We start from the raw sequence: 22,408 nt of genomic DNA, 5'->3' as shown, positions 1-22,408 counted from the left end.
TATTCGAAAGACACTGTTCGAAAGGCACGGTTCCAAAGGCACTTCTCGACAGTCACTCTTCGACCCGGTATTCAGTTCGATTGCCCACTTGGAGGGGCCATGACTACACGACGAGAGATCTTCAAACTGGGCGCAGTGGGCGCCCTCGGCCTGGCCGGATTCAAAGGAGGCGATGAAACCATACCGCCGACAGACGGGGCAACCGCCCCGGCGCCCGCACCGGCCCCGGCGGTTGCCAGCCTTCTTGCACCGGAGAACATGCCTGTTCCCTATGCGGGGGTCTTCCGCCGCCCGCCGGAGCTCGTCCCCTTTGCGACAGGTTTCGACGACGGCGACCCGTCCCGCCCCTTTGCCCGGTACGCCCTCACCCAGAAACTCGGCCAGGCCCAGTTCGTGCCCGGGCTGAGCACCACCGTGGCGGGCTACAACGGCATCTTTCCCGGGCCCACCATCCGTGCCAGGCAGGGCACCAGGATCGAGGTGCGGATCCGCAACGGACTGCCCCCGCTCGGGCTGCTCCAGCCCGGCGCCTTTAATACCGTCACCCACCTGCACGGCTCGGCGTCGCTGCCGCAGTACGACGGCTACGCCAACGACATCACCGTCCCGGGCAACGTCAAGAACTACCACTACCCCAACTTCCAGACGGCACGGACCCTGTGGTACCACGACCACAAGCACCACATCACCGCCCAGAACGTGTATTCCGGGCTCGCAGGCTTCTATCCCCTCTCCGACAAGTACGACCGGGCGCAGTTACCCCAGGGGGAGTTCGACGTCCCACTGATGATCTCGGACGCCATGTTCAACGCCGACGGCTCCCTCGCATATAACGACAACGGACAAAAGGGCTTGTGGGGGGACATCATCATGGTCAACGGCGTCCCGTGGCCCACGATGAAGGTCAAGCCCCGGATCTACCGCTTCCGCGTGCTCGATGCCTCGATTTCGCGGTCCTACCGGCCCACGCTCTCCACCGGGGACCCCATCTACGTGGTGGCAACCGACGCCGGCATGGTTCCCGCCGTGCAGGCCGTGAAGTCCTGGCGGCAGGGGACGGCCGAGCGCTATGAGGTCCTGATCGACTTCCGCAAATACCGCACCGGCCAGTTGATCGAACTGCGAAACCTCAGCAACAAGAACAACATCGACTTCGCCAACACCGGGAAAATCATGCGCTTCCAGGTGGTGGCCGACTCCGGGTCGGGAGCGGGCTCCATTTCCGGCATCCCGGCCACCCTGGACGACGGCGGTTCCGTCAACGCAGCCAAGGGCGGCATCGCCACGATGAGTCTCACGCCGGCGATGGCCAAGGCGAAGCGCGAGCTGAAATTCTTCCGGGACAACGGTCAATGGACCGTCAACGGTGTCACCTGGGCCGATGTGGAAAAATCCGGGTTCACCAAGCTGTTCGGCAACCCCCAGCCCTTCGACATCGAGCAATGGACCATCATCAATGCGTCCGGTGGCTGGTTCCATCCGGTGCACATCCACCTCATTGACGCCAAAATAATCGCGAGAAACACCAACGGCGGCCAGCCGTTTGCCTGGGAGAAGGGCCCCAAGGATGTCTTCTACGCCGGCGAGAACGAGTCCATCACGGCCCTCATGCAATTCGACACGGGGACCGGCGGGGGCGGACGCTACATGATCCACTGCCACAACCTGGTCCATGAAGACCACGACATGATGGTGCAGTTCTCCGTCGGCGATCTGCGAACCAACGACCCCATCACGTCCGATCCGCCGGTCCTGGACACCACGGCCCCCGACTCATTCCCGCCGGTGTACCGGCCCGGACTGCCCGCGGGAACCTGAGATGAGCCGCGTTGGGGCACTGGGCGCGGCCGCCCTGCTCGTGCTGGCACTAAGCGCCTGCACGGGCGGACCGCCGGCGCCGGCGCCGCCGTCGGTCGCGGCGAGCGCCGCGGCTGTCTCGCTCGAGACGGGGACCGACGTCGGCAATGGCCGTCCGGCAGTGAGCCACGACGGGCTGATGGTGCGGCGGCGGGCGGTCATCGCCGTCCATCCGGCCCCGGGCGCGGACCTCGGCGCAGCCCGGGCCCGGCTTGAGCAGGCGGCGAGTGCCGCCGACGTCGTCCTGTCCGACATCTCCCCGGACGTGCTCGAACCGGCGATCCTCGAGCACATGTCGCCGGAGGTCATCGTGGCGCTGCCGCCGGGAAGCGCCAGCAGCGACGCCGAGAAGCTGGCTGGGCTGGCTTTCGGCCCTGCGGGAAGCTATCCAGGCGTGGAGCATGTCCATGTCGCCTTGGTTCTGGTCCACGACCTCCGGTTCACGGTGGCCGCGGCCGATCCGGCAGCCCTGGCGAAATCCATCGCCGAGGAAGGCATACTCTCGGACGCGCTCGGGAACTACGCCACGGTCCTGGACAACGGTGCCCTGACGGTCAGCTACACGGGGCCGCTGCTCAGCGACGCGCTCGTGGAATCCGTCCGCAACGGCATGGCCCGCGGCGCCGGCGTGGACCCCGCCAACGTTGCGCTGGCCCCCCGCTCGGACACAGGCGAGGGAGTAGACCTGTCCCTCGAACCTGGACCGGCACTGGAGCCTGCACCGTCGCCCGAGGACAATGGTGGCCAATCGCATGGCGCAGGACAGGACGACCCGGCCGGCCACCACACAGGAAGCGACGATTCCGGACACTGAGGAGGCCGGGCACTGACAGAACCCGTGGCCGGCCGGAGCGAAGAGAACGCTACTGGCCGGCCACGAGCGCGTCCCGGATTTCACGGCGCAGGACCTTGCCGATCAGCGAGCGCGGCAGTTCATCCACCATGGCAACCCGGCGCGGCACCTTGTAGGCGGTCAGATTCTCGCGTGCGAAAGCCAGGAGCGCCTCCGGATCGACGCCGGGTCCTGCGGCGGGGACGACGGCGGCGACCACGTCTTCGCCGCCGCCGGGGCGCGGCAGGCCCACCACACACACTTCCAGGATGCCGGGGTATTCGGCGAGGACGTCCTCCACTTCCGTGGGGGAGACATTGAAGCCTCCAGTGATGATCAGCTCCTTGATCCGGTCCCGGACCGTCACGAACCCGTCCTTGTCCGCCGAGACAATGTCCCCCGTGCGGAACCAGCCGCCTTCCAGGAGTGATTCCTCGGTCTCCTGCGGGCGGTTCCAGTAGCCGGCAAAAACCTGCGGGCCCCGGACCAGGAGCTCGCCTTCCTCACCGGGGGCGCGGTCCAGCAGGACGTTCCGCGGGTCCACCACCCGGATGTCGGTCAGGGGAAACGGGACCCCCACTGTTCCCGGTTTCCGGCTGGGACCGAAGGGGTTGCCCAGCGCGATGGGCGAGGTTTCCGTCAACCCGTAGCCCTCAATCAGGTAGCCGCCGGTTGCCCTCTCCCACGTCTCCACTGTCGCCGTGGGCAGGTTCATCGCCCCCGAGATGGAAACCGGATGCTGTCCAGCGCAATGCCGCGCTCGGCCGCGGCGGCGGCGATGCGGTCGCAGATCGGCGGCACCGCCGGCAGGAACGTGGCCGGCGATTTCTTGTAGGCCTTCAGCACAAGGTCAACGTCGAACTTGGGGAACAGCACCAGCCTCGCGCCGATGCTCAGGGCAAACGTCATGCACAGCGTGAGCCCGTAGGCGTGGAACATCGGCAGCACCGCGTAGACGGTCTCCCGGCCGTCCTTGAGCCCGGGCACCCACGCGCGGCCCTGCGCGGCATTGGCCTGCAGATTGGCATGGGTGAGCATGGCGCCCTTGGGCTGGCCCGTGGTGCCGCTTGTGTACTGGATGACGGCGAAGTCGCCGGCGGCCGGACGCGGATGCTTCTTCTTCAGCTCGCCGGCGGCCAGGAGCTCCTTCCACGGGAGTACCGTCCGGTGTGCCGGCGCCGCCGCTTGCCAGGGCGTGTGTCTGCCGGCGGCCAGTGAGGCCCGGGCCACGCGGGCAGCGGGTACCGGGAGCCGGAGCGCCATCCGCTGGAGCAGTGGCATCGCCGGAATCAGCTCAACCGAGACAATGGTCTGCAGCCCGACGTCGGCGGGCAGCTGCCGGACCTTCTCCACCGCCTTGTCCCAGACCACGGCGACGGTGGCGCCGTGGTCCTCGAACTGATGACGGAGCTCGCGGTCGGTATACAAGGGATTGTGTTCGACGACGACGGCGCCCAGCCGCAGCGCCGCATGGAACGCGATGATGTGCTGCGGGCAGTTCGGCAGGACCAGCGCCACCCGGTCGCCGGCCCTGACGCCGAGTTTCTTCAGGCCCGCAGCCGCCCTGCTGATGGCGGTCCCGAGTTCGCGGTAGCTGGTGCGTGCCCCGAAGAATTCCAGCGCTGTCTTCCGTCCATAACGCCGAACGGAGGAGTCCATGAGGTCGACCAGGGACCCCGCGGGGAGTTTGAGGTCGATAGGAACACCGGGGCCGTAGTGGCGGGTCCAGGGGCGGTCGGGATGCTCGGGCCCCGCGGATCGTCTGCTCATGGTGTGTCCTTGCCACTGGGCTGCGCCGGGTTGCCGGCCGTCGGGCCCGGCAGGACCCGTCAGGAAATCCTATCGGGCAGCACCGGTCCGGGAGTACCGGTCCGGGAGTGCCGGCCCGGGAGTACTGGACCGGACTGCGCGACAGCCGCGGCGGCGCGGGCCGTGAGGTGACTTTCGGCCCTTGGCACCCGGCAGGCCGGGGCGGAAGCTGGGGCGTACACCGCGAGCGGCAGGTCCGCGCATCTTTGTAGGTTTGTGCATTTTTGTAGGTCTGCGCAGTGGACAGGTCTGCACAGTGCACAAGTCTGCGCGGTCCACAGAGCCACGGGTAGAGGTCCACGGGAGCACCATGAAACACCAACAGCCGAGCCTGAAGTTCCTTGGTGCCACCGACACCGTCACCGGGTCCCGCTACCTGATCGACGCCGGCGGCCGGCGCGTACTGGTGGACTGCGGGCTCTTCCAGGGCTACAAGCGCAGTCGCGAGCGCAACCGGGCGCCCTTCCCGGTGCCGCCGCAGTCCATCGACGCCGTGGTGCTGACCCATGCGCACCTGGACCACACCGGCTACGTCCCGGCCCTGGTCCGGGACGGATTCGGCGGCCCGGTCTACGCCACGGACGGCACCACCGATCTATGCAAACTCATCCTCCCGGACAGCGGCCACCTGCAGGAGGAAGAGGCCAGGTATGCCTCACAGCGGGGATCGACCGCGCACGATCCCGCGATCCCGCTCTACACGGCCGCCGACGCCGTAGCGTCCCTCAACAGATTCAAAATCCGGGATTTTGACGATCCCCTTGACCTCGGCGGTGGCATGGAGCTGACGTTCGTGCCGGCCGGACACATCCTCGGCGCCGCCCAGGTCCACGTCCGGCTAGGCTCCCAATCCGTGCACTTCACCGGAGACCTGGGCCGCGCCGATGACCCCTTCATGTACCCGCCGCGCCCGCTCGGCGAAACGGGGATCCTGGTGACCGAATCAACCTACGGCAACCGGAAACACTCCACGGAGGATCCGGAGAAGCAACTGGGGGAGATCATCAACCGCGTCGCGAAGCGCGGCGGCGTCATCATGTTCGCCGCGTTCGCCGTCGGCCGGGCCGAAACGCTCATGCTGTACCTGTCCCGGCTCCTGCGCAAGGGCGCGATTCCGCGCATCCCGGTGTACCTGAACAGCCCCATGGCCATCGACGCCTCCGAAATGTACCAGCGCCACCCCGAGGAACACCGGCTCAAGCGCGAGGAATACGTGGACATGTACAAGCTGGCCAAGGTCACCCGCACCGTGGACGAGTCCAAGCTCCTGAACCTGCGCGGCGGCCCCATGATCATCATCTCGGCCAGCGGCATGCTGACCGGCGGCCGGATCCTGCACCACGTCGCGGCGTACGGCCCGGACCCGAAAAACGCCGTCATCCTCAGTGGCTACCAGGCAGGAGGCACGCGGGGGGCCACCCTGGCCGCCGGCGAACGGGAGCTGCGCATCTACGGGGAGGACGTCAAGATCCGGGCCGAAGTGATCCAAATGGAAAGCCTGTCCGCGCACGCCGACGCCGACGGCATCATCGCGTGGATGAAAGCGGCAGCGAAGGAGCCCCGCATGACCTACATCACGCACGGCGACCCCGATGCGTCCGATGCCCTGCGCATCAGGATCAAGCGCGAACTCGGCTGGCGGGCCCGGGTACCCGAGCATCTGGAGTCGATCGACATTGAGGATCCGCGATGAATCCGGTTGCCGTCACGCGCACCTCCGTGCTGAAGGAGATCCATGATCTCGCCCGGCCGCTGAAAAACGACCGGGACCTCAACGGCCTGGTGCGGCGGGCCGCCGACTGCCGATTCGTCGCCATCGGCGAGGCGTCCCATGGCACCCACGAGTTCTACACCTGGCGCGACACCCTCAGCAGGCGCCTCATCGCCGAGGAGGGGTACAACTGGATCGGGGTGGAAGGAGACTGGCCGGACTGCTGGCGGATCAACCGGTGGGTCCGCGGCCAGGACGGCAAGGATCAGGGAGTGCACGCCCTGCTGGCCGGTTTCGAACGCTGGCCAACCTGGATGTGGGCCAACGAAGAAATCGCGGCGTTCCTGGACTGGCTGCGCACCTGGAACGCGGGGCGCCCCATGGACAAGCGCGTGGGCTTCTACGGCCTGGACGTCTACTCGCTCTGGGATTCGCTGCGCGAAATCATCGGCTGGCTGCAGGAAAACGTCCCGGACGCCGTGCCCGCCGCCATGCGCGCCTGGCAATGCTTCCTCCCGCACCACGAGGACCCGCACCAGTACGCTTGGAGCACGCGGCTGGTCCCGCAGTCCTGCGAGGCCGACGTCGTGGCCCTCCTGACCGAGGTCAGGAACCGGGTCTTCAGCCCCGGCCCCCACGACGAGGACGCCTTCGACGCCGTCCAGAACGCCGAGGTCGCGGCCAACGCCGAGCACTACTACCGCATCATGGTCCGCGGCGACCGGCAGTCCTGGAACGTCCGCGACCACCATATGGCGGACACCATCGACCGCGTCAGCCGGCACCTCGGGCCGGCGTCGAAGGGCCTGATCTGGGAGCACAACACGCATGTCGGGGATGCGCGGGCCACCGACATGGCACAGGACGGCCTGGTCAACGTCGGGCAACTGCTACGGGAACGCCACGCGGGCGAGGGCGTGCTCCTGGTCGGTTTCGCCGGGCACCGGGGTTCCGTGATCGCCGCCGACGCATGGGGCCGCCCGGAGCGCATCCTCACGGTGCCGGAAGCACGCCCGGGCAGCCACGAGGACTTCCTGCATCAGGCCCTCGGCGTGCCATCCGTGCTGGAGTTCGGTGACGACAGGACCGGGCCGTGGCTTTCGACGTGGCTCGGACACCGGGCGATCGGCGTCGTGTACCACCCGGAGCGGGAGGCGGGGAACTACGTTCCGACCCGGATGGGGGAACGGTACGACGCTCTCATCTGGCTCGAACACACGGCGGCACTGCGTCCCGTGCACCATGAGGGGCCGCCCCGCGAACCGGAATTGGAAACGGAGCCAACAGGTTTCTAGGCCGTGCAATTAGGCCGCGCAACAGGCCCGCTGGCGGGTCCACCTGCAGATCCACTTGCGGGTCCGCAGCGCGGCGCGGGGCCTTAAGGCCCTAACCCGGCCCATGACGGGCGCGGGAGACTGAAGGTGCCAGCCGGCTGTCGGCACTGCCGCCCGATCATGCACTACAGGCACCACCCAACGCAGATGTTTGGCGGTGCAGCTAACAAGCAGTGCAGGGATCATGCGCTCTATAGACAATGCGGTGTGTGGCTGCCGGTTCAGATCACGCGATGGAGAAGAGCAGGATTCAGAATGAGCAAAGCAATCGTCGTCGGTATCAACGGGTCTGCGGGCAGCGACGCCGCCTTGACGTGGGCCCTTCAGCGGGCGGCCCGGGACAAGCTTCCGGTCATCGCCCTCCACGCGGTCGATGACCGCTGGATGTCCCCTGATTTCCAGTACCACGAGCTCATCCGCGAATCGGGGATGGAACTGCTTGAGAAGGCGAAGGCGAGCGCCAGCGAGCAGTCCCCTGGCGTCGAGGTGGACATCCAGCTCCGCCACGGCAGCGGGGGATCGGTGCTGCGGGATATCTCCAAAGAAGCAGCCATGATCGTCGTGGGCGGCCATGAAAAACATCACCTCGACGGCGGCCCCGTGACGGACCGCGCCCTGCAGGTCGTCGCCGCCTCGGACTGTCCGGTGGCGGTCATCCCCGCAAAGCCTGGCGCCGGGGCCAAGGGCGTCGTGGTCGGCGTGGACGGTTCCGAGGAGTCGCTGCAGGCCGTCGCAGTTGCCGCCGCGGAAGCTGACCTCGGCGGAGACGAGCTCACCGTGGTCCTCGCGTTCAAGACCCCCGCCCGGTGGGTCGAGAAGCAGCTACCGTCCAGCGGCCTCGCCGAGAGCATGGTCGAAGAGAACCGGATCGTGCTCGCCGAGTCGGTGGCCGGGCTCGGCGACAAATACCCCGACCTTGTGGTCCATCAGCGACTCGAGACGGACACCCAGCCGGCGAAGGCCCTCGTGGACACCGCCGCGGACGCCAGGGTGCTGGTGATCGGAAGCCGCGGCCGCGGCGGGCTCTCCCGCACGGTGCTCGGCTCCACGGCGCACGCCGTCCTGCTGAACGTTCCGTGCCCCACCATCGTCACGCGGGTGCACAAGGTCAAGCACGGGGACTGACGCCCGGCAAGTCCTTGCAACCCGATGAGTACCGGCCGGAAAGCCCCCTCTGCGGAGGGGGCTTTCCGCCGCCGCCGACGGATGGGAGGATGTTGCCGTGGACCCCTTCTACAATTTCGTCTCGCACTTTTGGTGGCTCGTCTTTCCCATGAGCGGACTGATGGGCGGGTGGGCCCGGTCCTGGTCCAAAGCCACTGAACGCCGGCACCGGCGCCGGATGGAGCTCTACACAATCAAGAACCAGGCCGCGCAGGCGGAACAGGCCAGCCAGGCCCAGGTCCTGGCCCTCATGAATGCGCACGACGCCGTGAACCGGCGCTGGCTCGACTACGAACTCGACGTCGGGAAGCTGATCGACTACCCGGTCATGACCGATGTCCGGGAGCCGCTCACGGTGGCTTTCCTGCGGGCCAAGCGTGAGGCCGACGGTCTGCGGCCCGCCGCCCCCGGTGAGCTCAGGACTGCGGCCCGTTTGGCGGAGTACCGGGCCGCCGTCACCAGTTTCGAGATCGCCTTCGACGTCGCGGAACGCGAAGCCAAGCGGATCAGGGACAGCAAATTCACCGGCCCGGAACGCCAGCGTCTCGAGACTGCCCGGAAGCTCCTGAGGATCGCCTCGGACGCCGCGGCGACTCCTGCCGAACGTCAGACGGCCTACAGGCGCGCACGCCGTGAACTCGACGGGCTCATCGTGCTGCCGGAGGCCACGCTCGCCGCGCTCGAGGACAAGATTGCCTCAATGCTCGACGCCGGTCCGGCGCCTGAGGCGCGCCGGTCCGTCTAAGCAGCACCGCTGACGGGACAGTGCTCCCGGTCCACCTCTCTGTGACGAGGATCGCCTCGCTGCCCTGAAGTCCGGATTCCTCCGGGAAGGGCGGAATTTAGGGTCTTCCGGCATGTTTTGCGCTGCCGTCTTTCCCACGTACCATCGATAGGGTTTCAAGCTGCGTTCGTGGCCACCGAGCATTCATCCGGATAGGCATGAGATGATTGTTTGTGGCCATGCGGCACCGGGGAAGTGGAACTGCTGACCGTGGACACTGCAGATTGGGCAACAGGTGGAAATCACCGTAATGGTGGCGCTAGTAGTATCGCTGGCGCTGTTCTTCGACTTCACCAACGGATTTCATGACACCGCGAACGCCATGGCTACCCCCATCGCGACCGGTGCCATCAAACCCAGGACTGCAGTCGCCCTGGCGGCGGTGCTGAACCTCGTGGGGGCGTTCCTCTCCACGGAAGTAGCCAAGACCGTTTCCGGCGGCATCATCAAAGAGGGCTCCGACGGGGTCGCGATCACGCCGGACATCATCTTCGCCGGGCTGATGGGCGCCATTCTCTGGAACATGATCACCTGGCTGAAGGGACTGCCGTCCAGTTCCTCGCACGCGCTCTTCGGCGGCCTGATCGGTGCCGCGATCGCCGGCATCGGCATCCACTCGATCAACTTCGAATCGATCCTGCAGAAGGTCATCCTTCCCGCGGTCTTCGCCCCGATCATCGCAGGCGGCGCGGCCTATCTGTGCACGCGGCTGGCCTATGCCTTGACGTCACGCCATGACCCGGAAACCGGCGACAAGCTGACCCAGAAGCGCGGCGGATTCCGGACCGGCCAGATCTTTACGTCCAGCCTCGTGGCACTGGCCCATGGAACTAACGACGCCCAGAAGACCATGGGCATCATCACCCTCGTCCTGATCTCGGCCGGCGCGCAGCCTGCCGGCTCCGGACCGCAGTGGTGGGTTATCACCGCCTGCGCCCTCGCCATCGCGATCGGCACCTACGCCGGCGGCTGGCGGATCATCCGCACCATGGGCTCGGGCCTCACCGAAGTGAAGCCGGCCCAGGGTTTCTCCGCCGAGGCCAGCACCGCCTCGGCCATTCTGGCCTCGTCGCACCTGGGCTTTGCCCTGTCCACCACCCAGGTGGCCTCCGGCTCCGTCATCGGCTCGGGCATGGGACGCCGCGGCACCACCATCCGGTGGGGAACCGCCGGCCGGATTGCCCTCGGCTGGCTCTTCACGCTCCCGGCGGCCGGTATCGTGGGCGCCCTCACGGCTCTGCTCGTGCAGACCGGCGTCGTCGGAGTCATCATCGCGGCCGCCGCCGGCACCGCCGCCGTGGCGTACATGTTCGTGCATTCGCGGAAATCCCAGGTGGGCCACCACAACGCCGTCGAGATCGAAGAAATGGGCCAGGCCGTGCAGTTCCGCAAGAAGAAGTCTGCCGCCAAGGCGATCAAGAACGGGGATGCCCAGCGATGAAGTGGTTGGAACTGTTCAGCGTGGCCGGGGCCACGCTTGTGGCCGCGGTCACAGTCGTAGTCCTCTATTCCCTCGGCGTCCGGCTCACGGCCATCGCGGGGGATGTCCGGAACGAGCCGGCGTCGTGGACCCGCCCGCTCGCTTACACGTGCTTCGCCCTGTGCGGCGCCGCCGTCCTCTTCGGGCTTTATCTGATCATTCCCTACTTCCACAAGTAGTCCGCCGTCCTCACGCGGGCCGCTGCAGCACCCTCTCTCGGTGGCGCGACCCGGGGATGGGAACCCGGCGCCGCATTGGCTAGGCTGGGGCCATGGTGAGCTTCCAGTACTTCGTGGCGTCCTCACTCGACGGCTTTATCGCCACGGATGACGACAACCTGGCGTGGCTGCTTCAGTTTGACGGTTTTGAGGGCGGCAAGGACAGCTACGACGCGTTCCTGGCCGACGTCGGCTGCATCGTCATGGGCGGTGAGACGTACGCGTGGCTCCTGGAGCACGAACCGGGTACCTGGCCCTATCCGGAAACGCCCTGCTGGGTCTTCACCCACCACGAGCACTCCGCCCCGAAGGGCGCCAACGTGACGTTCGTCCGCGGGGCCGTCCGCGAGTTCGTGGACGACCTCAAGGATGAGGCCGCCGGCCGGAACATCTGGGTGGTCGGCGGGGGAGTCCTCGCCGCGCAATTCGCGGACGCCGGGCTGCTCGACGAACTGATTCTCTCGGTCATTCCCGTAGTGCTGGGAGGCGGCAAGCAACTGCTGCCCATGACCGGCCCGACGCCGCCGCTGGAGCTCGCCGCGTCCCGGACCATGGGCCGCGGCATCGTGGAGTTGCGCTACCGCTTCCCGGGCAGGAGCTAGCAGGCCCCATCCGGCGCGACGGCCCGGCCCTCCTGCCCATCCCACCGGCGCCCCGGTGAACTCCTACCCTGCGATATCGCGGAGGAGGTTCGTGATCCGGGCCGTGGAGAGCCGGCGGCCGTGCTCGTCCGTGATGACGATCTCGTGGGTCGTGAGGGTCCGGCCGAGGTGGATGGCCGTGCACGTCCCGGTGACGGTTCCAGCGGAGATCGCCCGGTGATGCGTGGCCCCGACCTCGATCCCGAGCGCCTGCCGGTTCGGTCCCGCGTGCAGGCCGGCCGCGAAAGACCCCAAGGTCTCGGCCAGGACCACGTGGGCCCCGCCGTGCAGGATCCCGGCCACCTGGGTGTTCCCCTCCACCGGCATGGTGGCCACGGTCCGCTCCGGACTCATTTCAAGGAAGTGGATCCCCATCTTCACCACGAGGGCGCCGACGCCGTACTGGCCCAGCCAATCGTGCATGTCCTCGGGAACTCCGGCCGCCGCAAGCTCGGCCGCGTAGGGGGCCGGCGTGAAATTGTCCATCATGGGAACTAGGCTGGCACCTGTGAGTGAAACTACCAAACCGGCCCCTTCCCCCGCGACCGAGCCTTCCACAGACGCCGGCGCAGATGCTGTCACTGCCACGGACGCAGCCACAGCCTCTGTCCTGGTGGCCGAGCCGCCCGTCGCCGAAGCCGCAACGCCCGCCAGGAAGGCGCGACGCGTTGGGACCGAGGTCTCCGCGACCCAGGCACCGGTGGTGCCCCTCACGGACCAGCCCCGGCTTCTGGTCCTCGACGGCCACTCGATGGCCTTCCGCGCTTTCTATGCCCTGCCGGCCGAAAACTTCGCCACTTCCAGCGGCCAGCACACCAATGCCGTCCACGGCTTCACGTCCATGCTGATCAACCTCATCAAGGAACAGAACCCTACGCACGTCGCCGTGGCTTTTGACGTCTCCGACGACACCACGTTCCGCAAGGCCGAGTACGACGGCTACAAGGCCGGGCGCAACGAGACCCCCCGCGAGTTCAGCGGCCAGATCGACCTCATTGAAAAAGTGATGACCGCCTGGGGCATCAAGACCATCAAGATTCCCGGCTTCGAAGCCGACGACATCCTCGCCACCCTCGCCGCCAAGGGCGATGAGGCCGGCTTCGAGGTCCTGCTCGTCTCCGGCGACCGGGACACCTTCCAGCTCATCACCGAGAACGTCTTCGTCCTCTACCCGAAGCAGGGCGTCACCAACATCCCACGGATGGACGCCGAAGCAATCGAGGCCAAGTACTTCGTCTCGCCGCCGCGCTATTCGGACCTCGCCGCGCTCGTCGGGGAGACCGCGGACAACCTTCCGGGCGTCCCCGGCGTCGGGCCCAAGACCGCCGCGAAGTGGATCAACCAGTACGGCGGCCTCGAGGGCATCCTGGAAAACCTCGACTCGATCGGCGGGAAGGTCGGCGACGCCCTACGCGAGCACGTCGAATCGGTCAAACGGAACCGCCGGCTCAACCGGCTCCTGACCGACCTCGAGCTCCCCGTGTCCCTCCACGAGCTGGAGGAACCGCGCCCGGACCATGACGCGATCGAGGAAATTTTCGACCGCCTCGAATTCAAGACGCTCCGCACCCGGCTTTTCGCCCTCTACGGCAACGAGCCCGTCGAAGGCGAACCGGACAGCATCGAGGTTCCCGAGTTCTCGACCCTCACGTCCGCTGCGGAGCTGCGGACTTTCTTCGACGCCGGGACGGGGCTCCGGTCCGCCCTCGCCGTCGAATTCGCGCCCGGCAGGATCGTGGACGACGCTTCAGCCCTTGCCGTGGTCCGCAAGGACGCGGCCGGGTACATCGAGCTCACCGGCCTGGATGCCGAGGCCGACGCCGTGCTGTCCGGCTGGCTCCGGGATCCCGGCGCCCCGAAAGTCATCCACGGGTTCAAGCCGGCGCTCAAGGCCTTCACCTCCCGAGGGCTCGGCCTGGACGGCGTGGTGGACGACACCGCGATCTCCGGCTACCTCATCCAGCCGGACCGGCGCAGTTACGAACTCGCCGAACTCGCCCAGCACCACCTCAAGATGACCGTGTCCACCGAGGCTGCCAAGACTGGCCAGCTGGAACTCGCCTTCGGCGGCGAGGATGACGGCGCCGCGGCCGGCGCGCTGGTCCAGCAGGCCGCCGTCGTGCACGCCCTTAGCCACCACTTCGAAACGGAACTGAAGACCCGCAAGGCCCAGGAGCTTCTGACGAGCCTTGAACTGCCCGTCAGCCGGGTCCTGGCGCAGATGGAGCTCACCGGGATCGCGGTCTCCATGGAGCGCATGGACGAACAGCTCGCCGACCTCGCCAAGGTGATCGATAACGCCCAGGAACAGGCTTTCGCTGCCATCGGCCACGAGGTCAACCTCGGTTCGCCCAAGCAGCTGCAGACGGTGCTGTTCGAGGAGCTCGGCCTGCCCAAGACGAAGAAGATCAAGTCCGGGTACACCACCGATGCCGCGTCGCTCAAGACGCTACTGGAGAAAACCGGCCATGAATTCCTCGTCCAGCTGATGGCCCACCGCGAGTCCTCGAAGCTGCGTCAAATGGTGGAAAGCCTCAAGAAGTCCGTGGCCGACGACGGCCGGATCCACACCACGTATGCGCAGAATGTGGCCGCCACCGGCCGTATCTCCTCCAACAACCCGAACCTGCAGAACATCCCGGTCCGGAGCGAGGAGGGCCGGCGCGTCCGCAGCATCTTCGTGGTGACCGAGGGCTATGACTGCCTCCTGTCCGCGGACTACTCGCAGATCGAGATGCGGATCATGGCGCACCTTTCGGGCGATCCCGGCCTCATCCAGGCGTACAAGGAGGGTGAGGACCTGCACCGGTACGTCGGTTCGCACATCTTCCACGTGCCGCCGTCCGAGGTCACCAGCGCCATGCGCTCCAAGGTCAAGGCCATGTCCTACGGCCTGGCCTACGGGCTGACGTCCTTCGGGCTTTCCAAGCAGCTGGAAATCTCCGTGGACGAGGCCCGGACGTTGATGAAGGAATACTTCGAACGCTTCGGCGCTGTTCGGGATTATCTCCGCGGCGTGGTGGACCAGGCCCGGATCGACGGCTACACGGCCACGATCGAGGGCCGCCGCCGCTACCTGCCGGACCTGACCAGCACGGACCGGCAGCTGCGGGAAATCGCCGAGCGGGTGGCCTTGAACTCGCCCATCCAAGGGTCCGCGGCGGACATCATCAAACGTGCCATGCTGGGCGTCTCCGGCGCGCTGGCGGACCAGGGCCTGAAATCGCGGATGCTGCTCCAGGTCCATGATGAACTGGTCCTCGAAGTCGCCAAGGGTGAACGCGAGGCGGTTGAGAAGCTCGTGACCGAGCAAATGGGCTCGGCCGCGGATCTCAGCGTTCCGTTGGACGTCCAGATTGGCATCGGGTCCAGCTGGCACGAGGCGGGGCACTAACGGTTCACCGGTTCCGGCAGGGTGTCGTTCCGGCACGTTTTCGTTCCGGCTCTGCCGGGGGCTGCCGGATTTTCAGGAGATTCAGGATTCTCAGGGGGAGAAGCACGTGGCAGAGAAATACGAGCTCAGGCGGTTCCGGGCGGTCGGGAAGGACTCGGCAGACTACGCCCAGGGGACTGCGTGGCTGCGCGGAGTCGGGATCGGGTTCTACGACGAACCGCGCAAAGACGAGTTTGTGGACAAGATCATGGCCATGTACCGAGTGGATAACCGTGAGATGACCGGCGTGTACCAGCCCGACGGCGTCGCGGCCCACTCGCTGTCGGCCGACGTTCCGGTGGCGACGTTCGCCACCCTGCGCAAGGACCTGAACATCGGCTACGGCCGCCAGCTCGAAGCCCAGCTCGTCACCGCCGTCACGGTGCGCGGGACCCATCGCCGGCAGGGGCTGCTCCGGCGGATGATGACCGAGGACCTCGCCGCGGCCAAGGCGGACGGCGTCGCGCTGGCGGCGCTCACCGCCTCGGAGGCGTCCATCTACGGTCGGTTCGGCTACGGGGTGGCCACCTTTGAGCGCAGCATCAAGGTGGACACCGGGCCCCGTTTCCGCCTCCGCCACGAGCCGGTGGGGTCGGTGGAGATCGCCGACCGGAAGGTCCTGCTTGACCTGGCTCCCGAAGTCTTCGCACGGGTTCAACGCGCCATGCCCGGATCCATCTCGCGGCAGGAGGCCTACCGGCTGCGGTCCTCGGGCACGCTCGGCCGCGACGGCAGCGAAGACGAGGCCATCCGCTGTGCCCTGCACTATGACGCCGCGGGCAGCGTGGACGGGTATGTCTCCTACAAGTTCGCCGGGTGGGACGCCAAGCCGTACACCATGGAGATTGTGGACCTCGTGGCGGCGACCGACGCCGCCTATCTGGAACTGTGGCAGTTCCTGGGCAGCATCGACCTCGTGGAACGGATCAGCTGGCAGGACGCGCCGGTTGATGACCCGCTGACCTGGGCCCTTGAGGACCCCCGCTGCGTCGAGTCCTCTGACCAGCGCGACATGCTGTGGCTGCGTATCCTGGACCCGTTGCGGGTCCTGGGCGCCCGGCGCTACTCTGCCGACGGGACCCTGGTCCTCGCCGTCCGGGACAGCCTCGGCTTTGCCGCCGGCACCTTCGCCCTGGCAGTCAGCGGCGGGGTGGCCACGGTGACGCCCGCTCCGGATGCTGAGCCGGAGTTGTCGCTGGATGTCGCGGACCTCGGGTCCATCTATCTGGGGGCCGTCTGTCCCGTGACGCTGACGGCCGCCGGCCGGATAACCGAGCACGCGCCCGGAGCGGCCCTGACCGCGAGGCTCATGTTCGCCGTCGAACGCTCACCGCACTGCCTCACGCACTTCTAGCCGCACTGCCTGGGGCGCTTCTTCGCGCAGTTCCCGCCGTCGGCGTCGTTCGTGCGGAGGACCCCGCGCGCTTTGACCGGCGTTGACGTAAACGACTAGACTAAACGGGCGTGTACTACGTGCGCGCATCTACAATCCACAAAATCAGGATGACCCGGCATATCACCTGCTGAGATGCCGTGTTCTTCGTCTGCATTCCATAATGCGGGGGGAGCGGTTTGCCTGACCGACTAACTATCCACAACGGAGCCCCTACTACATGACCATCACCTCCACCGAGAAGCCCGGTACCCCCGTAGTCGCGATTAACGACATCGGTACCGCTGAGGACTTCCTCGCAGCTGTCGACGCCACCATCAAGTACTTCAACGACGGAGACCTCGTCGAAGGTACCGTCGTCAAGGTCGACCGCGATGAAGTTCTGCTCGACATCGGTTACAAGACCGAAGGTGTCATTCCCTCCCGCGAGCTTTCCATCAAGCACGACGTTGACCCCGGAGACGTCGTCTCCGTTGGCGATCAGGTCGAAGCCCTGGTGCTCACCAAGGAAGACAAAGAAGGCCGCCTGATCCTCTCCAAGAAGCGTGCTCAGTACGAGCGTGCCTGGGGCGACATCGAGAAGGTCAAGGAAGAAGACGGTGTTGTCACCGGTACCGTCATCGAGGTTGTCAAGGGTGGTCTTATCCTCGACATCGGTCTGCGCGGCTTCCTGCCCGCATCCCTCGTCGAGATGCGCCGCGTGCGCGACCTCGCTCCGTACATCGGTCAGCAGATCGAAGCCAAGATCATCGAGCTGGACAAGAACCGTAACAACGTTGTCCTGTCCCGCCGTGCATGGCTCGAGCAGACCCAGTCCGAGGTCCGCTCCACGTTCCTCAACAAGCTGGAAAAGGGCCAGGTCCGTCCCGGCGTCGTTTCCTCCATCGTCAACTTCGGTGCCTTCGTGGACCTGGGCGGCGTAGACGGTCTGGTTCACGTTTCCGAGCTGTCCTGGAAGCACATCGACCACCCGTCCGAGGTTGTCGAAGTTGGCCAGGAAGTCACCGTCGAGGTTCTCGAGGTCGACCTGGACCGCGAGCGCGTCTCCCTGTCGCTCAAGGCTACGCAGGAAGATCCGTGGCAGACCTTCGCCCGCACCCACGCCCTCGGCCAGGTTGTTCCGGGTAAGGTCACCAAGCTGGTTCCGTTCGGCGCGTTCGTTCGCGTTGAAGACGGCATCGAAGGCCTGGTCCACATCTCCGAGCTCGCCGTGCGTCACGTTGAGCTGGCCGAGCAGGTTGTCTCCGTTGGCGACGAGCTGTTCGTCAAGGTCATCGACATCGACCTCGAGCGCCGCCGCATCTCCCTCTCCCTCAAGCAGGCCAACGAGGGCGTCGACGCCGACAGCACCGAATTCGACCCGGCACTCTACGGCATGGCCGCCGAGTACGACGAAGAGGGCAACTACAAGTACCCGGAGGGCTTCGACCCGGAGTCCAACGAGTGGCTTGAAGGCTACGAGACGCAGCGCGCCGCCTGGGAGCAGCAGTACGCTGACGCCCAGACCCGCTGGGAAGCCCACAAGAAGCAGGTTGCCCAGCACGCTGCCGACGACGCTGCAGCTGCAACGTCCGGCGAGAGCGACTCCGGCACCACCAGCTACTCCTCTGAGCCGGCTGCAACCGAAGCCGGTGCAGGCACGCTTGCCTCGGACGAGGCTCTTGCCGCTCTGCGCGAGAAGCTGACCGGCAACTAATTGCCCCCGGTTCTCAGGCGTCCGCTTCCTGAGTCCAGGCAGTTTGTAGCTTGAAGCTGCACCGTCACGGTGCAGGAGTTTGAATGCACAGCAAAGGTGGTCGTCCCTCTGGGGGCGGCCACCTTTGCGTTGCGCGGACATGCTCCGCGGCTGCCCGCTCCACACGACATGCTCATTCTTGGAGCCCTCCCCTGGGGGACATGCTCATTCTTGGGTGTCACCAGTGGACATGTGGACATTGTGTCCAGTCCCGGCCCTGAGCGCTGGACATGTCCAGTGGCCGCGACGTCGTGCCCGCTCCCAGGACCGGACATGTTCCTTTTTGGGACTCGCACGTGGGGACATGCTCACTCTTGGAACTCACCTCTCGGGACATGCTCATTTTTTGGGCGTCACCAGTGGACATGTTGGTATTGTGCCCAGTCCTGGCCCAGAACGAGGGACATGCCCAGCGGTCGGGAGGTGCAACATGTTCTGGCCTGCTGGCGAGGGACCGGCGCGTGCCCGAGGTGCGGCTGGCCGTGGAATCCTTGACGGCGGATCTTCCCTGAGTCCACACTTTGCAGGTTGAGATTCTCGCAGCCGACGATAAGGGGGAGTTCCATGGCTGAGCCATCGGAGGCAGTTGAAGCGCAGGGCACAGGCGGGACAGTTGGTCCGTGGCCACGGGGCATCCATGCCATCACCTTGTTTGTCGAAAACCTGGCCACGACGAGGAGTTTCTACGAAGAAGTCTTCCGTCTGCCGCTCATCTTTGAGGACGACGTCTCTGCAGTCTTCAAGTTCGAGAACACTTTGATCAATCTGCTCACTATCTCCGAAGCCCCCGAACTCATCCAACCGGCAACCGTCGCCAACGTTGAGGCCGGCGTCCGCCTGCAGTTCACCATTGAAGTGGACGACGTCGACGGCATGTGCGCGGAGTTGTCCCGCCGCGGCGTGGAACTGCTGAACGGTCCCATGGACCGGCCGTGGGGTATTCGTACAGCCAGCTTCCGAGACCCTGCCGGACACATCTGGGAAATCGCCCACTAGCCCGGTTCAGGCCAAGGAAAACCATCTGTCCGGCGAGGCGCAAGTCCACTCTTGGCTTCGTGGGGCGGACATGAGGGCACTCCGCGCATTGCTCGCGGCCGGCGGAGGATATGTCCAGTGGTTGCCCGGTTGGCCGCGGGAGGGTATGTCCAGTCCTGGACGAGTGGGGCGGACATGAGGGCATTCCGCGCATTGCTCGCGGCCAGCGTGGGACATGTCCAGTGGTGGACCGGTTGGCCGCGGGAGGGCATGTCCAGTCCTGGCTTCGTGGGGCGGGCATGAGGGGATTCCGCGCATTGCTCGCGGCCAGCGGGGGACATGTCCAGTGGTGGACGGTGAAGCGTCCCCGTGCGACGAGCCGCGCGGTCAGCGGAGCGGGATCGTGCCCTTGACCTGCACGGTGGCAGTCGCTGAGGCTGCACCAGTGACGAGTTCGGCACCCGCGGACTTCAGCAACGCAATGGCACCCACGTTGCCGGCCGTGGTCTGGGCCACCAGATGACTCGCTCCGGCAGACACGGCCAGGGCCTTCACGAGCCGCAGCGCCTCGCGGCCGACACCTCGGCCGCGGAAGCTCCGGCCAAGCCAGATTCCGGTTTCCAGCGCCCCGCCACCAACAGGACTGCCTGTCCGAGGGGCATCGGCCGGCGAAGCGGCGGGCTGAATGCCGGGTTCAATCGCCCCGCCAGTACCAGCCCCGCCAGCACCAGCCCCGCCAGCACCAGCCCCGCCAGTACCAGCCTCCAGCGGCTTCATCGTCCCCACCGCCGACCCCGGTCCCGGCCCTATACGCTTCAGCCGGACGGAACCGGCGAGTTGCCCGTCACAGCTGATGGCCCAGCTCTTCTGCTGCGCGGGGCCGTCCAGGCCTGCGGCGGCGTGGTGGAATTCGCGGAACCAGCTGATCCGGTCAGTGTTCCAGGCGGCGCTCTCGCCCAGCGGCGGGGTGACCTCGTCGGCGTCGGCGTCCCGGAGGGCGAGCTCCAGGAGCTGTTCGAGCACGGCCTCGCTGACGTCAAGCAGCTCGACCGCGGGTACCGGCTCAGCTGATGGGGACATCGATCCACTCCGTCTCTCCGGGTAGCAACGCCGCACTGCCGGCTGACATGGCGGCCACCCGCTCCGCGGCGCGGGCGAGCTCCTCCGGATTGTCCGGCAGCGCAAGCCTCAGGACAGTAGTCTGCGCCTCGTAACGGGTTTCTGCCATGACAAATCCCGCGGCGCGCAGATCGTTCTCTAGCCGCCCGGCCCCGGCGTGCCCCACCCGCACCGAACAAATCCGCAGCCGGCGGCGCCGCACGAGGGGCGCGAGTTCCAGCGACGCGGCCACCGAATCCGAGTACGCGCGCACCAGGCCGCCGGCGCCGAGGAGGATACCGCCGAAATAGCGTACGACGACGGCGGCGACGTCGCTGAGGTCGGCGACGCCGGGCGCGGTCTCGCGCTTGAGCAGCGCCTCCAACATCGGGATGCCGGCAGTTCCGGACGGTTCGCCGTCATCGTTGGAACGCTGGACGTCCCGGTCGGGGCCGAGCACGAAGGCGAAGCAGTGGTGCCGCGCGTCGTGGAATTCCTTGCGCAGGCCGGCCAGGACGAAGCGGGCTGCGTCTTCGTCCGCCGTGCGGGCAAGGACGGTGATGAAGCGGGACCGCTTGACCTCGATTTCGTGCCGGAACTGGGACCCTGCGGCGAGGGTGGTGTAAATGGAAGTCCTGCTCTCGGGGTAATCCGGCTCATCTTCCACCGGTTCAGTTTAGTCTTGTGTGGTGTTGAAGATCGGGTTGACCGGCGGGATCGCGTCGGGGAAGTCACTGGTTGCCGCGCGCCTGCGGGAGCTCGGCGCGGTGCTTGTCGACGCCGATGCGCTGGCCCGCGACGTCGTAGAGCCCGGCACGCCCGGGCTGGCACGGGTGGTCGAGGCGTTCAGCGCCGCCATCCTGACCTCCGATGGCCGGCTGGACCGGGCCCGGCTGGGTTCCCTCGTCTTCGGCAATCCGGAACGCCTGGCCGTGCTGAACGGAATCGTCCATCCGCTGGTCCGGGAGCGCGCCACGGCGATGGTGGCGGCCGCCCCGGCCGGCGCCGTCGTAGTCCAGGACATCCCCCTGCTGGTGGAAACCGGACAGGGGAAGAACTTCCACCTCGTGGTGGTGGTCGACGCCCCGGACGACGTCCGCATCCGGCGCATGGTCGAACACCGCAATATGGGTGTCGAAGAGGCGCACGCGCGGATGGCCGCGCAGGCAAGCCGTGAGGACCGGCTGGGAGCCGCGGACGTCGTGCTGGACAACTCGGGCACCCCCGACGAACTGAGGCACGCGGTGGATGCGCTGTGGGAAGGGCGGCTGGCGCCCTTCGCACTGAACCTCAAGGAGCAAAAGATCGCGCCGCGGACCGGCGGCCCGGTCCTTGCACCGGCGGATCCGTCCTGGGCGGCGCAGGCGGGCCGGCTCATCAACCGGCTCCGCGCCGCTGTGCCGGAGGACGTGCTGTCCCTGGACCACATCGGCTCCACTGCCGTCCCGGGCCTGGACGCCAAGGACGTGATCGACCTGCAGCTGGGCGTCCGCGACCTCGAGGCCGCAGACAGGATCGCGCCGCTGCTGGCCGAGGCCGGATTCCCGCGCTGGCCCGGCATCATTTCCGACAACCCCAAACCCTCGCACTCCGACCCCGCCGACTGGGGCAAACGACTGCACGGCAACGCCGATCCCGGCCGGGCCGTGAACCTGCACCTCCGGGCCGCCGGATCGCCGGGCTGGCGGTACGCCCTGTGTTTCCGTGACTGGCTCCGCGCCGACGCCCGGGCCGGTGCGGATTATGTCGCCGAGAAGATCCGGGTGGCCGGGCTGCACGACGTCGACAAGTCCACCGCCGGCTACGCGGCGGACAAGGAAGGCTGGTTCACCGACTACGCCGCGCCCCGGATGGAAGCGTGGGTGTCGCGCACCGGCTGGCAGCCGCCGTCGTACGGTGACGACGCTGGTGACGACGCCGGTCCCGGTACTGCCCAAAGCTGAA

At 66.9% G+C, this 22,408-nt stretch carries 17 protein-coding genes and 1 pseudogene; 14 read left to right on the top strand and 4 right to left on the bottom strand.

The annotated features are described in order from the left end of the window. Window positions 1-99 precede the first annotated feature (99 nt). Window positions 100-1,818, top strand: coding sequence for a multicopper oxidase family protein (locus ACVWZ7_RS00580; RefSeq protein ID WP_456506560.1), 1,719 nt, complete (start codon window positions 100-102; stop codon window positions 1,816-1,818). Window position 1,819: 1 nt separating this feature from the next. Further along, complete coding sequence (locus ACVWZ7_RS00575) at window positions 1,820-2,671, top strand: hypothetical protein (RefSeq protein WP_456506559.1); 852 nt, start codon at window positions 1,820-1,822, stop codon at window positions 2,669-2,671. Window positions 2,672-2,720: 49 nt separating this feature from the next. Here the strand turns inward: ACVWZ7_RS00575 and ACVWZ7_RS00570 are convergent. Continuing rightward, window positions 2,721-4,459: pseudogene (locus tag ACVWZ7_RS00570) on the bottom strand (long-chain-fatty-acid--CoA ligase). Between the two features lie 349 nt (window positions 4,460-4,808). Between ACVWZ7_RS00570 and ACVWZ7_RS00565 the strand changes: the two are divergent. The 7 genes from ACVWZ7_RS00565 to ACVWZ7_RS00535 all read left to right on the top strand — a co-directional run bounded on the left by ACVWZ7_RS00565 (window position 4,809) and on the right by ACVWZ7_RS00535 (window position 11,791). Next, a complete protein-coding gene (locus ACVWZ7_RS00565; RefSeq protein WP_344367782.1) occupies window positions 4,809-6,191 on the top strand; it encodes an MBL fold metallo-hydrolase in 1,383 nt (460 codons plus the stop codon). Beyond that, entirely contained in the window at window positions 6,188-7,504 is a 1,317-nt protein-coding gene (locus tag ACVWZ7_RS00560) for an erythromycin esterase family protein (RefSeq protein WP_456506558.1), read from the top strand. The genes ACVWZ7_RS00565 and ACVWZ7_RS00560 overlap by 4 nt, the downstream gene beginning before the upstream one ends. 294 nt (window positions 7,505-7,798) lie before the next feature. Continuing rightward, complete coding sequence (locus ACVWZ7_RS00555) at window positions 7,799-8,668, top strand: universal stress protein (protein ID WP_344367778.1); 870 nt, start codon at window positions 7,799-7,801, stop codon at window positions 8,666-8,668. A gap of 97 nt (window positions 8,669-8,765) precedes the next feature. Next, a complete protein-coding gene (locus ACVWZ7_RS00550; RefSeq protein ID WP_344367777.1) occupies window positions 8,766-9,452 on the top strand; it encodes a hypothetical protein in 687 nt (228 codons plus the stop codon). A 274-nt stretch (window positions 9,453-9,726) separates the two neighbouring features. Beyond that, window positions 9,727-10,932 carry an anion permease gene (locus tag ACVWZ7_RS00545; RefSeq protein WP_456506557.1) on the top strand — a complete coding sequence of 402 codons (1,206 nt, stop codon included), beginning with the start codon at window positions 9,727-9,729 and terminating at the stop codon, window positions 10,930-10,932. After that, window positions 10,929-11,150 (top strand): hypothetical protein, encoded by a 222-nt coding sequence (locus ACVWZ7_RS00540; protein WP_344367775.1) that lies wholly within the window; start codon window positions 10,929-10,931, stop codon window positions 11,148-11,150. The genes ACVWZ7_RS00545 and ACVWZ7_RS00540 overlap by 4 nt, the downstream gene beginning before the upstream one ends. A gap of 92 nt (window positions 11,151-11,242) precedes the next feature. Continuing rightward, window positions 11,243-11,791: a dihydrofolate reductase family protein gene (locus ACVWZ7_RS00535; protein ID WP_456506556.1), complete on the top strand. Its 549-nt coding sequence runs from the start codon at window positions 11,243-11,245 to the stop codon at window positions 11,789-11,791. 63 nt (window positions 11,792-11,854) lie between these two features. Here ACVWZ7_RS00535 and ACVWZ7_RS00530 read toward each other — a convergent pair whose 3' ends face one another. Continuing rightward, window positions 11,855-12,319: a hotdog fold thioesterase gene (locus tag ACVWZ7_RS00530; protein ID WP_344367773.1), complete on the bottom strand. Its 465-nt coding sequence runs from the start codon at window positions 12,317-12,319 to the stop codon at window positions 11,855-11,857. Between ACVWZ7_RS00530 and polA the strand changes: the two genes are divergently transcribed. From polA to ACVWZ7_RS00510, 4 genes are all read left to right on the top strand, one after another. Further along, window positions 12,318-15,224, top strand: a complete 2,907-nt coding sequence (gene polA, locus ACVWZ7_RS00525; RefSeq protein WP_456506555.1) for a DNA polymerase I — start codon at window positions 12,318-12,320, stop codon at window positions 15,222-15,224. The two genes, ACVWZ7_RS00530 and polA, sit on opposite strands and share 2 nt — an antisense overlap. Window positions 15,225-15,330: 106 nt before the next feature. Then, entirely contained in the window at window positions 15,331-16,617 is a 1,287-nt protein-coding gene (locus ACVWZ7_RS00520; RefSeq protein ID WP_456506554.1) for a GNAT family N-acetyltransferase, read from the top strand. A gap of 259 nt (window positions 16,618-16,876) precedes the next feature. After that, entirely contained in the window at window positions 16,877-18,352 is a 1,476-nt protein-coding gene (rpsA, locus tag ACVWZ7_RS00515; protein ID WP_091247946.1) for a 30S ribosomal protein S1, read from the top strand. Window positions 18,353-18,955: 603 nt separating this feature from the next. Continuing rightward, window positions 18,956-19,387 (top strand): VOC family protein, encoded by a 432-nt coding sequence (locus ACVWZ7_RS00510; protein ID WP_456506553.1) that lies wholly within the window; start codon window positions 18,956-18,958, stop codon window positions 19,385-19,387. Between the two features lie 366 nt (window positions 19,388-19,753). On the opposite strand, the gene ACVWZ7_RS00505 is transcribed toward ACVWZ7_RS00510, so the two are convergent. Continuing rightward, window positions 19,754-20,446 carry a GNAT family N-acetyltransferase gene (locus ACVWZ7_RS00505; RefSeq protein ID WP_456506552.1) on the bottom strand — a complete coding sequence of 231 codons (693 nt, stop codon included), beginning with the start codon at window positions 20,444-20,446 and terminating at the stop codon, window positions 19,754-19,756. Next, complete coding sequence (locus tag ACVWZ7_RS00500; RefSeq protein ID WP_456506551.1) at window positions 20,430-21,131, bottom strand: IMPACT family protein; 702 nt, start codon at window positions 21,129-21,131, stop codon at window positions 20,430-20,432. The genes ACVWZ7_RS00505 and ACVWZ7_RS00500 overlap by 17 nt, the downstream gene beginning before the upstream one ends. A gap of 22 nt (window positions 21,132-21,153) precedes the next feature. Here ACVWZ7_RS00500 and coaE point away from each other — a divergent pair, with 22 nt between their 5' ends. After that, window positions 21,154-22,407: a dephospho-CoA kinase gene (coaE, locus tag ACVWZ7_RS00495; protein WP_456506550.1), complete on the top strand. Its 1,254-nt coding sequence runs from the start codon at window positions 21,154-21,156 to the stop codon at window positions 22,405-22,407. The last annotated feature ends 1 nt before the right edge of the window (window position 22,408 follow it).

It is taken from the genome of Arthrobacter sp. TE12232 (assembly GCF_054062615.1).
The sequence above is the reverse complement of the archived record's forward strand: the minus strand, read 5'-3'. Positions and strand labels throughout refer to the sequence as shown.